Genomic DNA, 11,787 nt, shown 5'->3' with positions numbered 1-11,787 from the left:
AAAAGGACTGGATTCCAGTGTCAAGCACTGGAATGACACCCATTTGTTCCTATAGTTGTCTTTTCTCGTTACCTTATTTTGCCACTCTGCTGAACAGATACGATCTATTATAGGTTTGATATGAGCCTTATTTTACCTTAATCGTTTATAACCTTTGGCACTACGAAATACCCATGCTCAGGTTTTGTATTGGACAATATCTCTTTTTTAATGTTTTGAGAATTTATAACATCATCGCGTACATGAATGTCCTTGTCTATACTGCCATAACGCATAGGAGAAACACCTTCAGTATTAACTTGCAATAAAGTATCATGTATCCAATCCAGCATTGTCAGTTCTTTGGAGTAGTGATCAATCTCGTCATTTGATAACTTAATCCTTACAAGCTGTGCAATTTTAAGCATTTCTTCTTTGGTAATTGTTATTTTTCTCTTATTTGCAAATTCTATTAGTGAAGTAATAACGTCTTCTGTTGACTTAGCTGGCATCTTTACCTCCTTGGATAAAGTGAGTTAAAATATCTGCGACCGAAACAACTTCTATTTTACCAGTTTTTTCAAGTTTGTGAAGTATGGTATCCGTAATCACTAATTTATCTAAAGAAGAGGAAGAAATTTTCTCAACTGCACTTCCTGAAAGCACGCCATGTGTGATGCATGAAATTACGGACTTTGCTCCGTGGCCTTTTAAAGCAAGAGCTGCATTACACAATGTTCCACCAGAGTCAACTATATCATCAACAATGACACAATTTTTATTTGCAACTTCTCCTATTATGTTCATTACTTGAGATGTGCCTGCTTTCTCCCTATATTTATCTACTACAATAATCTTATCACTTAACCCTATCTTATACTTTTCCTCTAAAGTCTTTGCAAAAGCACGTGCTCTGCCAATTGCTCCAACATCAGGTGCAACAATTGCCAAATTTTCTGTGTGTATAGAGTCAACAAATGCTTCAAAGCAGTTCAAATTAGTTATCGGTACATCAAAGAATCCTTCAATTTGACTTGAGTGCAAATCAATAACTGCAACACTACTTGCACCTGCAGTTTGAATAAGATTTGCAACTAATTTGGCACTTAAAGCAGACTGCATATTATTGTTCTTGATAATTCTATCTTGCCTGCTATATCCATAATAAGGAATAATTACTACTATCCTTTTGGCTCCTAATCTATTTACTGCATCAATTATAAGCAGAAGCTCCATAAGATTATCATTCACAGGGGGAGAAAGAGATTGTATTATATATACTTCTTGATTATATAGATCATTTGCTACTTCTACATTTACCTCACCATCGGTAAACTTTGATATCCAAGCAGAGGATGGTTGAACATCTAGCCGGTTAACTACTGATTCCCCTAATTCCTTACTAGCATTACCTATTATTATCTTCATAACGCACTAATTGAGTTTTTAAGATTATACAGAAATTGTGAAATAATTGAAATGTAAGTTTCTTTATCTATAGCTAAAGTAACTTAGGTTATATCCGTTCAGCAGAGTGGCAAAATAGGTAGACAAAGTGCTCTAAAAAGATAATCATAGAGTAAATGTGAGATAAGTCCTTACAATAAACCATACGCGTCAAGTTAAGGAAAAGTGTAAGTAAAATTGATAGAGTGAAGGAAAAGAATAAGGTATAAGTTCTTCTTGGATATGTGAATGAGAGAACTTACAATGGACAGAATAGCTTGCTTATCAAAAGACCTCAATGAATTCTTTAATGAAAAAGCAGACGAAATATCAATTGCAGTAGGTTTTATAAAAAGAAAGAGAAAACTTAATGGCTCATCATTCATAAAAGCTATGGTTTTTGGTAACATAGGAGTTGGTGATTGCAGCATAGAAACAATGTGCCAATTGCTAAATGAAGACTCGATAGAAATTACAAAACAGGGTTTGGATTATATTAGCCTGCCCAGTAGCATGGAAGATATGTACAAAGGATATGGGAGTAGCTATAGAGATTGTGAGAGTAATACCAAATCAGGAATAAAGCTGCAGTTAGTCTTTGATTACCTGAACCAAGCGCTAGATAAGTTAAATTTAATAGAAGGAATAAGGTCGGATCAAGGTTATAGGGATTATCTGAACGGTTTATCAGCCAATGATTTGCTAATATTTGATTTGGGCTACTTTGTGCCTAGTTCTTTTAAACAGATTGATGAAGCAGGTGCATATTTTGTTAGTCGTTATAAGTCTGATACCAATATATATGATATAGAAACAAATCAAAAAATAGAGTTGTTGGAATGTTTAGAAGGTCAATCCCTTCTAGAGATGGAAGTGCTATTAGGAAAAGAAGTAAAAATTAAAGTGAGAATTATATGTCAAAAATTAACTGAAGAACAGTCTATAATTAGAAGAAGAAGGGCTAATAAGTTAGCAAAATCACATGGATATACATCTTCTCAAAAGAATCAAAAATTGCTGGATTGGTCGATATTCATAACTAACGTTCCAGAGAGTAAAATCAGCGCTGAACAAGTATTAACAGTTTACAGGGTAAGATGGCAGATTGAATTATTATTTAAATTGTATAAGAGTCACATCAGGCTTGACGAACTTAAAGGAAAACCATACAGAGTATTATGTGAACTATACGCTAAATTGTGCGCAATTCTTATATTTCATGGAATAGTTGGTTGTATAAAACTGAAAGAGAATACAGAGCTGAGTTTAACAAAGGCATTCATTGAATTAAAAAGAAGGATTAGGGAGTTGTTTTTAGCGTTAAGCAGTAAAATTAATAATTTGAGAATTTTCCTGAAAAAACTTACCACAGACTGGTCACAATTTTCTGTGAAAGATAGATATAGAAAAACTAGAGTATCCACCTTAAGTTCATTGAATTTTCTTACCCTTGCTTCTTAACTTGACGCGTATGGCCAAGCGATGCAGCTATTGGAATTATAAAAAGAATGTGTGCCAGCAAGTAATTGCCACTACATAACATTGAGAAAACTGGATAACTCACTATTACAAAAGCTATAAATGCAAACTTCATAACTTTTTTTCTTCCTACCTTATCAGAAAGTATTGCAAACAATATTGTCAATCCTCCAAGTGCAATTTGATTCAGTATTTCCACTATATGATTAAAATGAGTATTTACTGTTAATATTTTATTCGTAAGCACATTGAAAAATACCAAATATATATAGAGAGACGCATTTTCAACCAAGTCAATACCTATTGATATTAGAACAGGCTTTTTCTAATTGTTTAATAACTCTTTTAATGGCAATTTAGATGGATTTTTCTGTCTTTTATACTCTGGGCTTTCATCAAGTATATATCTCATATATATGCTAATTAATCCCATTGCTAAACTGAAAATGAAAGGTAATCTCCACCCCCAAGATTCAAAATCAGATACTTTTTTGCATATGAGTAACGCTATCAGGCTTAATACTGAACCAAAAATTGCGCTTAATACTTCAATGCTGCCAAAAAATCCTTTTTTGTTTTTAGGAGCGTGTTCTATTAAAAATGGTGCATTTCCTGCTTCTCCCCCAAGGGATATACCCTGCAATAATCTTAAACACACTACCAGCATTGACGCTAGTATTCCAATGCTTTGATAACCTGGAACAAAAGCAATTAATACGGTTGATAAAGTCATTAATATAATCGAGAGCAATAAGGCAACTCTTCTGCCATGCTTATCACCAATGTGACCAAATATAGCAGCGCCGATTGGTCTCATTAAGAAACCCACTGCAAACACTCCAAAAGCCTTCAATACGCTGGTTAGTTGATCATCCGATGGAAAAAACACACCACCTATTATGTTTATTAAGTGGCCAAAAAGCATGTGGTCATACCACAATAAAGTGTTACAAATCAAACTTGAAAATATTACTTTTGTTATTTGCTGCATAATTTTCTATAGTCTGTTTAGTATTTAGTAATATACATTACTTTTTTTTATATAATAGAAAAATTTGAACATCATATTAATAATAGCATCTTATTAAATCTTAATATTTTTATATCATTGACTATATTCAAGTGTTTTTATATTATTGCCTATATACTTCCATATGTTTTAGTGGGAAGTTATTTTTATTTGTATGCACAGAGTCTCTTGATGGAGCACTATGACACACACTCCAGTTTTGTTAAAAGAGATGCTATCACTACTATCACCGCAGGATGGTGGCATATACGTAGACGCCACATTTGGAGCTGGAGGGTATAGCAAAGCAATATTGGAGTCAGCTGATTGCAAAGTATATGCAATTGATAGAGATGAAACGGTAACTAAGTTTTATGATGATTTAAGCGTTAGATATCCAGATAGAATAAAACTATTCATTGAGAAGTTTAGTAATATTAAAAGTATACTAAGCAGCGTTGAGCCATCTCCTGTCATCCCAGTACTTGATACTGGAAAAAATAACTGGTCACGTGCTGGAATGACATCAAACGGAGTGGATGGAGTGGTTTTTGACATCGGAGTTTCATCTATGCAGCTTGATAACGGAGATAGAGGGTTCTCATTTTTACATGATGGTCCACTCAATATGAGCATGGATAACTCTTCTTATATAAACGCTTCAACGTTTGTTAACGCTTTACGCGAAGAAGAAATCGCAAATACTATATATAACTACGGAGGAGAACGTCATTCTCGCAAAATCGCAAGAGCAATAGTAAGTGCACGGAAGAAAAAAACTATCAAAACTACATTTGAGCTTGCGGATATTGTACGTTCCGTGGTATTTCGTGGAAAAAGCAAAATTGATCCTGCAACCAGAACATTTCAGGCAATCAGAATATGGGTAAACGATGAGCTGGGAGAACTTGAAAAGGGCATTAAAGCTGCATCTGAGATTTTAAGTGAGAATGGCAAATTAATTGTCGTCACCTTTCATTCCTTAGAAGATCGTATAGTCAAAACTTTTTTTAAAGATTTATGTGCTACTGATTGCAAGACATTCTCTCTTCTAAATAAAAAAGTGATTGAAGCAAGTATAGAAGAAGTAAGTGCAAATCCGCGTTCACGCTCAGCAAAACTAAGAGCTATACAGAGGTTGTCGTGAGAACTTTCTGCATCATCTCAATAGTTATGTTTTTTCTTAGCATTGTAGGACTATTTAAGGTAAAATTACATGTTCAGTCGTTAAATAGAGAGCTAATAAAAATAAAAAGTGAAATTAATTTAGTACAAAGTGATATAAAAGTTTTACAAGCAGAGTGGAGCTATTTGAATAATCCAAAAAGACTTGCAAGCCTTGTAAAGAAATACCTGAAAAATAACTCATTAATACTGGCTAGTCAGGTTAAAAATCTTGACTCTTTAAATGGCCGCAGTGTGTTAACACAACTTAAAATCCATGATCAACAGTGAGATTAAGTCTTATTTTTTACAGATGAGCACATCACAATAAAACTTACTTTGTATCCGTTCAGGATAGCGGCAAGGTAGTATAACCATAGAGTAAAAGTGAGTTTACAACAAATGGTGTCATCCCAGTGCTTGACACTGGGATCCATCCTTTCCATAATCATCAAAAACATTGTATTTTAACGTAAAACAGCTATTTTTATGCTTACCAACTTAATAAAATTCCTGGATCCCAGTGTCTGGGCACTGGGATGACAAAGGAGAGCAGTGTCAGCTACTTGCATAACACCATTTGTTGTGCAACTTACTCTAGTATGAAATTGCTTGCGTAAGATTTTGGCAGCCTCTTAACATTTTTTGGCATTTCAATTATGTATTTAACGTTACGTTTTTTTGCGTAGAATACTGCTTTTTCAAGAGAATCAAACTTTAATACAATCTGTTTTTTTGGATCTTTTGAGCCAACCCACCCCATTAAAGGTTCAATGTAGTAAGAGCCAGATTCAATTTTCAGGTGCCAGAAATTTGTATTACCTAAACCAGATTGTGTTGCAGTTCTTGTTGGTCTATAAATCCTAAAAACTACTTTATCGTCAATGCCCATAGTTCTTGTTAAATAAGCTTAAATATATATCTAAACAAATCCTTTCACAAACAATTAATATGAAAGAATGAAGTTTGAAATAAATATTTTTATGTTATATTATTATTAAATTATATTAAAAAGATTAGCTGAATAGGAGTAACCGATGACGCAACAGGAAATAGTAACAATTAATGCAGAGTTACGTGATATAACAAAAACAAAAGCGATGCATTCTCTAAGGAAGAAAGGAAACATCCCTGGAATCATATATGGAAAAGGCCATGATAATGTAAATTTGACATTGTCTGCAAAGGAATTCACGAAGCAATATAAATCAGGCTCTCTTTCTGCACATTTGATAGAGCTGAATATTTCGGGCAAAAAGGAATATGCTCTTGTTCGTGATATCCAATTGCATGTAGTAAAGGATACTGTGCAACATGTTGATTTTCAGTTTGTTGATAAAGGCAGCGAAATTAAAATAGACATACCTCTATCATTTGTGAATGAAAGTAAAGCCCCAGGGATCAAGTTAGGTGGAGTGCTTAATGTTTTGTGTCGTTCTATTGCTGTTAAATGCTCTCCTGATAAAATACCTCAGGTTATTGAAGTTGATTTATCCGGTAAAATGATTGGCCAGTCTATACATATTAATGATGTAAAATTACCAGAAGGTGTTAAGTTTGTAGCTCATGAAGAAGAAAATTTTACCATTGTTACAATTTCTGCTGCCGATAGTGAGGTTGAAGAACCTCAAGCAGAAACAGAGGAATAGTGCACCTGATAATTGGGCTTGGTAACCCTGGTGGTCAATATGAGTTAACTTATCATAATATCGGCTTCATCGTAGTTGATACAATTTGCAAATATTGGAATTTCCAGTCGTTCTCTAAAAAAGCCGATTATCTAATAACCTCTGGCATAATTAATGATAATAAAATCATGTTAATAAAGCCTTATTCATTTATGAATAATTCAGGCATCCCTGTTGCAAAAATACGAAACTTTTACAAATTATCGCTAGATAATATCGTTGTCATACACGATGACGCCGATTTGGAACTTGAAAAAATAAAAATAAAGAAAGGTGGTAGCTCTGCTGGACATAATGGACTTAAATCCATAGATAGTTTTATTGGCAACGATTATTGGCGCTTGAGATTTGGAGTGGGTAGACCTGAAGATCAAAGAAGCTTAGCAGATTATGTGTTATCAAAATTTTCAAATTTTGATAATGTTACTCCCTTAGTGGAAAAAATAGCAAAAAATATACACTTAATGCTGCAAGGAGATAATACAGCTTTTATCAATTTGATTGTATAATATTACGAAACACAAAACTAAATTTCACACAATTAAAATAACAGATTTCTTGCATCACCTCCCAAGCCACAATTGTCATTCAGTAGAAACGAAAAACTTACTTGACACCCTTCGCCAGCCCCCTTATCATGAAACTGAAGCTATTTATTTATCTTCGCAATCTCTGCAGTGGATTAATGACAAAAAAACTTAATGTATTTGGCGTAAATCATGCTTAATTTTTTGCACTATGTGCACCTCATGTCTTTATAAAACTTTTAGGTTTCTACCTATACAAGCCGAAACGCGCTTATAAAGCGTTTAAGACAGTAAAAGACGTCAAATAGACAAGGGAGAATTTCAATACTAGCTACCCTAGGGTTTCTTTGCCTTTTTTTCCACTTAGTAAATTTCTTAACGTTTATAATTTAGGTTAGTCGCATTTAAAAGCGGCTGAATCGGAGCGTTTAGAATAAAAAACGCCAATATTTTGAAGTACATATAAATAACTAGTTAACCATGGGGCTTCTTTTGCCTTTTTTTTCATTTGGTAAATTTCTTAAATATTTATGGCTAAACGACAACCGTCATCCCGCTACTTGTTAGCGGGATCTAGAGATACCGCGAATGAATCGTGGTATGAAGGTTCGTGGCGGCATGAAGATAAGGTTTATACCTTGTCATCCCAGTGCTTGACACTGGGATCCAGTTTTCCATATAATCTCATCGAAAATGTTGTAACCACTTTCTGTGCTAGTTTGCTTGCTTACAAGCAAACTTTCCTGGATCCCAGTGTCTGGGCACTGGGATGACACTATCATAAGGTGAATCTAGATTTCAGTAGTCAAGGCACTGGGATGACAGCTAGCCTGACAACCGTCATCCCGCTGCTTGTTAGCTGATGAGATACCGTGACGGTTCGTGGCGGAATGACGGGTTTGCTGTTTACAAAATTGTCGATAAACATAAATTTCTCTAATCGCGGTTAAAATCTTAATTATTATTAATATTGTATTAATAAAAACTTAATAATAATCCTTAATAATATATGAACTAACATGTTTGCAATTTCGTATGACAGAGGAAACAAAAGATGGATATGCTTCCTTATATGTTGCAATTCAGGAAGGTAATATTGAAGCTGCAGAACTACTAATAAAGTGTGGCACAAACGTCAATGATCATTATGAACGCAATCGTACGCCACTGCATATTGCCATCGGACGCAAACAATTAGAAATAGCAAAATTGCTGATAAAAAATGGAGCAAACGTTAATGCAAAAACTCAAAATCATGGTAAAGATGATCTAACACCAATGCACTTTGCAGTTTTTCCAAATACGCCAGAATTTATAGAATTACTAGCTAGCCATGGTGCATTGATTAATGAAAGAGAAAGTACCGAAGGGTATACTCCTCTTCACTTTGCTGCTTTGTATGGGAATAAAAATATAATACAAGCCTTAATTGATAAGGGACAAGATATTGAAGATGTGGACAATAATGGGCGAACAGCTCTGTTTTTAGCTGCTAGGCAGTGCACTGAAGCAGAAGATGATAGCAGAATAGAAATTATCAAGTATTTGATAGACAAGCTCAAAGTAGATGTAACAAAGAAAGACAATAATAACAATACAGTACTCTTTCCTGCCGCTAATAATTGCCCTGGAAAAGTGGTAGAATTCATCATTGAGCAATATATAAAAATCTTTGAGTTAGAGAATTTTATCAACCACAAAAATAATGATGGAATGGATGCTTTGGATATTGCGCTGAATAGTGGAAACGAGAAAGCTATTGAAGTATTAAGATCATATGGAGCAGATATCGAGAATAAGGTAGATGGTAGCACTCAAAAAATTACTGCAAAAAAACCAAGTAGTACCCTAGACAGAGCAGAAAGTGCAGAGTTAGCACCTCCAATTAAGCAAAAAGTATAAAGCTTTTTATAAAGCGATCAGTAAATCACAGAGAGCTATAGTAGTTCACAAATTTTTTATTGATATAATTTTAATATTCTAATATACTAAATCTGGTGCTTTAGAGAAAATATAATATGTTAGCAGGTGCAGATAATAATCAACAGCAAAATAGAGCAAACACCATAATAGAGAGAGTACGAAACGCTTATAACAATACTGGTAGAATCAAAAAATTCATTAACATACTTTTACTGATAAGCACAATTCCCCCACTTTTTCTTCTTATACAGTTCTTTTTGTATTATTGGTTAGTAGATTATTTTTTAAAACCAGAAGAAAATGAAACAAGATTATCGGCCTGGCCAAAAAATATCATTAGGGTAATATTGCAAGCTGTTTTAGCCGTATGGATTATTATTTCCTGTATACTTTTAGTGCTGCCTATATTATTCTTAAGTTTGCTAAACCAAGTACTCATTGAAGAGATACGGCAGATTTTTAATTTTATACAAGAAGCTCCAGAAGAAGAAAGGCAGTTTCTCATGCACGATTTAGTTAATGTTCTTCCTTTTGTTGCGCAAACTACTCATGATCCAAGTGCAGTTTCTAGTATAAATTTAAGTGTTGATAGACTCATAGAAAAATATAAGGAGAACCTAAGTAAGGATGAATTCTATACACAACTAAATAGAGGAAATACAACTGAAGTTGAAGAGTATATTAGGCAGTCAAGCGAATTTACAGAAGATGAAAAATCTCATGCACTTAAATGCTTGGAGTTTATTAATAAAACAACAGGAGATAGTTTTAAAGATAATTATAGCAAATTAACACTAAAACAAACAGCTATTTTGTGTTGGAAAGCTTGCAACGATAGAAACACAGGAACGATAGACCCAAAAATTCCTTTAAGTGATGAGGACATAAAAAACAGAAAGGATATGTTTATTAAAGGTCTTATAGATGCAGCAACAACTTATGGTAATCGCGGTCAAAGTTGTGCCGGTGGAACATATAATAAAATGGTTGAGTCTTTATCTGGCTTGCATCCATCGGTAGTTATTACACTAAATAAACAGGAAGTTGGTGGAATGATAAAAGAAACGATTACTCAAAAATTTTCTGAAACGGCCAGGGAAAACCTTGGCAATTTCTCTGAAGAAGAGCAGGAAAAGATTCGTCATGAGTTGCCGGAGTTATCCCCTGAAACAGTAAGATATATCATAGCTACACGCTTAGCTCTTGAGAAAAAGTGTCAGGGGTTTAGCAGTGGACTAGATAATGATAAAAAGGAGGAAATACTAGGAGAATGTATGAGTAATTTATCCTATGTTGAACTGGAGAATCAAAACGAAGTGGTAAGGTAAATTATATTTCATTAAAGTCATTTATCTTGAAACATAAGCAGGATTTTGTATAGTTGTTTCAATTTGGGTCTGTATATTGAAACAATGCGTGAAAGTGGATATTACCATTATATAGATAAGTTAGCACACTTTGTCCCTTATCCATTACCACCGAAAGATCCTCTTTTTAGTTTTAGTGAAAATATTGCTGTTCTTTACGGTGAAACAATGATAAAGCTTGGTCAATTGAACGAAATGGCTGAGTGTTTACCAAATGCAGAAAGGTTTATTAAGGCATATATTGTAAAAGAAGCACTACTTTCTTCCGCAATTGAAGGTGTACACACAACTTTACTTGATGTTTTTACTCAAAGAGTATCATCAACAAAACCTAACAAGCAAACCCAATTAGTTATGAATTATACAAAATCACTTGAGATGGCGCTCAGTACAGCAAAACATTCAACAATAGCACAAACCATCTTAACTGCTCATAAAGAATTAATGCAATCTAATGAAGGTGGTGGTGAATATCGTGCAGATTCTGTACGTGTTGGTGATCTCATTGCAGCCCCTGCACCTGAAGTAGTCAATCTAATGAACGACTTAGAAAACTATGTTAACACTGATAACAAATTGCCTCCACTTATAAAGGTAGGGCTAGTGCATGCACAATTTGAAATTATTCACCCATTTATAGATGGTAATGGAAGAATAGGAAGACTTTTAATTGTAATACTACTAATTCATTACAACTTATTATCAACTCCAATACTTTATCCATCCTACTATTTTAAAAAGAACCACTTTGATTATTATAGATGTTTAGACAGAATAAGAACTCATGGTGACTTTGAGGGGTGGATCGAGTATTACTTAAATGCTATAAAAGATAGTAGCTTTGATGCTTATTGTAGAGCTAAGAGCATTGAAAGGTTGGAAAGGGACTTAGTAAACATAATTCAAGTAAATCAATGCTTCTTCAAGATCCGTGATACAGCATTGCAAACATTGAATATACTTTTTCAACTTCCAGTTATAAGTATTAAAGAATTAAGCAAAAGATTAAATAAAACTTACAATACAGTAAATAATCTAATCCTACAATTTGTTGAAGCCAAAATATTAGTGAAAGATAGCAACAACAAAAAGCGTAATAAACTTTATAGATTTGAGGCTTATCTAGAACTTCTTGAACAATAAGCTCTCTCTTAATACACAATTGTACGAACATTGCAATTTGCAGGTGGTATCATTCCAGTCTG

Annotated in this window: 14 protein-coding genes and 1 pseudogene; 9 read left to right on the top strand and 6 right to left on the bottom strand. The window is 33.9% G+C overall.

Annotated features, from left to right (window positions below; all coding sequences use genetic code 11):
* Positions 1-137: 137 nt before the first annotated feature.
* Together gatC and OPR57_RS05255 are read right to left on the bottom strand one after the other, a co-directional pair.
* A complete protein-coding gene (gatC, locus tag OPR57_RS05260) occupies positions 138-491 on the bottom strand; it encodes an Asp-tRNA(Asn)/Glu-tRNA(Gln) amidotransferase subunit GatC (RefSeq protein ID WP_265036141.1) in 354 nt (117 codons plus the stop codon).
* Entirely contained in the window at positions 481-1,407 is a 927-nt protein-coding gene (locus OPR57_RS05255) for a ribose-phosphate diphosphokinase (protein ID WP_265036138.1), read from the bottom strand. The genes gatC and OPR57_RS05255 overlap by 11 nt, the downstream gene beginning before the upstream one ends.
* A gap of 282 nt (positions 1,408-1,689) precedes the next feature.
* Here OPR57_RS05255 and OPR57_RS05250 point away from each other — a divergent pair, with 282 nt between their 5' ends.
* Entirely contained in the window at positions 1,690-2,886 is a 1,197-nt protein-coding gene (locus tag OPR57_RS05250) for an IS4 family transposase (RefSeq protein ID WP_265037552.1), read from the top strand.
* 13 nt (positions 2,887-2,899) lie between these two features.
* On the opposite strand, the pseudogene OPR57_RS05240 reads toward OPR57_RS05250, so the two are convergent.
* Positions 2,900-3,895, bottom strand: a pseudogene (locus OPR57_RS05240) (MFS transporter); the annotation flags it as partial.
* A gap of 220 nt (positions 3,896-4,115) precedes the next feature.
* Here OPR57_RS05240 and rsmH point away from each other — a divergent pair.
* Together rsmH and ftsL are read left to right on the top strand one after the other, a co-directional pair.
* Entirely contained in the window at positions 4,116-5,060 is a 945-nt protein-coding gene (gene rsmH / locus OPR57_RS05235; protein ID WP_265036134.1) for a 16S rRNA (cytosine(1402)-N(4))-methyltransferase RsmH, read from the top strand.
* Positions 5,057-5,368: a cell division protein FtsL gene (gene ftsL / locus OPR57_RS05230; RefSeq protein ID WP_265036132.1), complete on the top strand. Its 312-nt coding sequence runs from the start codon at positions 5,057-5,059 to the stop codon at positions 5,366-5,368. Before rsmH ends, ftsL begins: the two co-directional genes overlap by 4 nt.
* 2 nt (positions 5,369-5,370) lie before the next feature.
* Here the strand turns inward: ftsL and OPR57_RS05225 are convergent, their stop codons facing one another.
* Positions 5,371-5,538 (bottom strand): hypothetical protein, encoded by a 168-nt coding sequence (locus OPR57_RS05225; RefSeq protein ID WP_265036130.1) that lies wholly within the window; start codon positions 5,536-5,538, stop codon positions 5,371-5,373.
* Between the two features lie 131 nt (positions 5,539-5,669).
* Positions 5,670-5,969, bottom strand: a complete 300-nt coding sequence (locus OPR57_RS05220) for an ETC complex I subunit (protein ID WP_265036128.1) — start codon at positions 5,967-5,969, stop codon at positions 5,670-5,672.
* A 145-nt stretch (positions 5,970-6,114) separates the two neighbouring features.
* On the opposite strand from OPR57_RS05220, the gene OPR57_RS05215 reads away from it, so the two are divergent.
* The 3 genes from OPR57_RS05215 to OPR57_RS05205 all read left to right on the top strand — a co-directional run bounded on the left by OPR57_RS05215 (position 6,115) and on the right by OPR57_RS05205 (position 8,065).
* Complete coding sequence (locus OPR57_RS05215; RefSeq protein ID WP_265036124.1) at positions 6,115-6,726, top strand: 50S ribosomal protein L25/general stress protein Ctc; 612 nt, start codon at positions 6,115-6,117, stop codon at positions 6,724-6,726.
* Positions 6,726-7,274 (top strand): aminoacyl-tRNA hydrolase, encoded by a 549-nt coding sequence (pth, locus tag OPR57_RS05210; protein ID WP_265036122.1) that lies wholly within the window; start codon positions 6,726-6,728, stop codon positions 7,272-7,274. The genes OPR57_RS05215 and pth overlap by 1 nt, the downstream gene beginning before the upstream one ends.
* A 548-nt stretch (positions 7,275-7,822) precedes the next feature.
* A complete protein-coding gene (locus OPR57_RS05205; protein WP_265036120.1) occupies positions 7,823-8,065 on the top strand; it encodes a hypothetical protein in 243 nt (80 codons plus the stop codon).
* Between the two features lie 32 nt (positions 8,066-8,097).
* On the opposite strand, the gene OPR57_RS05200 is transcribed toward OPR57_RS05205, so the two are convergent.
* Positions 8,098-8,220, bottom strand: coding sequence for a hypothetical protein (locus OPR57_RS05200; RefSeq protein WP_265036118.1), 123 nt, complete (start codon positions 8,218-8,220; stop codon positions 8,098-8,100).
* Positions 8,221-8,327: 107 nt separating this feature from the next.
* Here OPR57_RS05200 and OPR57_RS05195 point away from each other — a divergent pair, with 107 nt between their 5' ends.
* The 3 genes from OPR57_RS05195 to OPR57_RS05185 all read left to right on the top strand — a co-directional run bounded on the left by OPR57_RS05195 (position 8,328) and on the right by OPR57_RS05185 (position 11,725).
* Positions 8,328-9,194: an ankyrin repeat domain-containing protein gene (locus tag OPR57_RS05195; RefSeq protein WP_265036116.1), complete on the top strand. Its 867-nt coding sequence runs from the start codon at positions 8,328-8,330 to the stop codon at positions 9,192-9,194.
* Between the two features lie 116 nt (positions 9,195-9,310).
* Complete coding sequence (locus tag OPR57_RS05190; protein ID WP_265036114.1) at positions 9,311-10,543, top strand: hypothetical protein; 1,233 nt, start codon at positions 9,311-9,313, stop codon at positions 10,541-10,543.
* 84 nt (positions 10,544-10,627) lie between these two features.
* A complete protein-coding gene (locus tag OPR57_RS05185) occupies positions 10,628-11,725 on the top strand; it encodes a Fic family protein (protein WP_265036112.1) in 1,098 nt (365 codons plus the stop codon).
* Positions 11,726-11,787: the final 62 nt, after the last annotated feature.

This window comes from Wolbachia endosymbiont (group A) of Anomoia purmunda (genome assembly GCF_947251545.1).
In the GTDB taxonomy this organism is placed as follows: Bacteria; Pseudomonadota; Alphaproteobacteria; order Rickettsiales; family Anaplasmataceae; genus Wolbachia.
This window is presented reverse-complemented; position numbering and strand designations above follow the sequence as displayed.

Bases quoted from the DNA above. Each gene is read 5' to 3' on its own strand.
- OPR57_RS05205 (WP_265036120.1), top strand. From the start codon at position 7,823: ATGGCTAAACGACAACCGTCATCCCGCTACTTGTTAGCGGGATCTAGA.
- OPR57_RS05250 (WP_265037552.1), top strand. From the start codon at position 1,690: ATGGACAGAATAGCTTGCTTATCAAAAGACCTCAATGAATTCTTTAAT.
- OPR57_RS05190 (WP_265036114.1), top strand. From the start codon at position 9,311: ATGTTAGCAGGTGCAGATAATAATCAACAGCAAAATAGAGCAAACACC.
- OPR57_RS05185 (WP_265036112.1), top strand. From the start codon at position 10,628: ATGCGTGAAAGTGGATATTACCATTATATAGATAAGTTAGCACACTTT.
- gatC (WP_265036141.1), bottom strand. From the start codon at position 491: ATGCCAGCTAAGTCAACAGAAGACGTTATTACTTCACTAATAGAATTT.
- OPR57_RS05225 (WP_265036130.1), bottom strand. From the start codon at position 5,538: ATGTTTTTGATGATTATGGAAAGGATGGATCCCAGTGTCAAGCACTGG.
- OPR57_RS05200 (WP_265036118.1), bottom strand. From the start codon at position 8,220: ATGTTTATCGACAATTTTGTAAACAGCAAACCCGTCATTCCGCCACGA.
- OPR57_RS05255 (WP_265036138.1), bottom strand. From the start codon at position 1,407: ATGAAGATAATAATAGGTAATGCTAGTAAGGAATTAGGGGAATCAGTA.
- OPR57_RS05195 (WP_265036116.1), top strand. From the start codon at position 8,328: ATGACAGAGGAAACAAAAGATGGATATGCTTCCTTATATGTTGCAATT.
- rsmH (WP_265036134.1), top strand. From the start codon at position 4,116: ATGACACACACTCCAGTTTTGTTAAAAGAGATGCTATCACTACTATCA.
- OPR57_RS05220 (WP_265036128.1), bottom strand. From the start codon at position 5,969: ATGGGCATTGACGATAAAGTAGTTTTTAGGATTTATAGACCAACAAGA.
- OPR57_RS05215 (WP_265036124.1), top strand. From the start codon at position 6,115: ATGACGCAACAGGAAATAGTAACAATTAATGCAGAGTTACGTGATATA.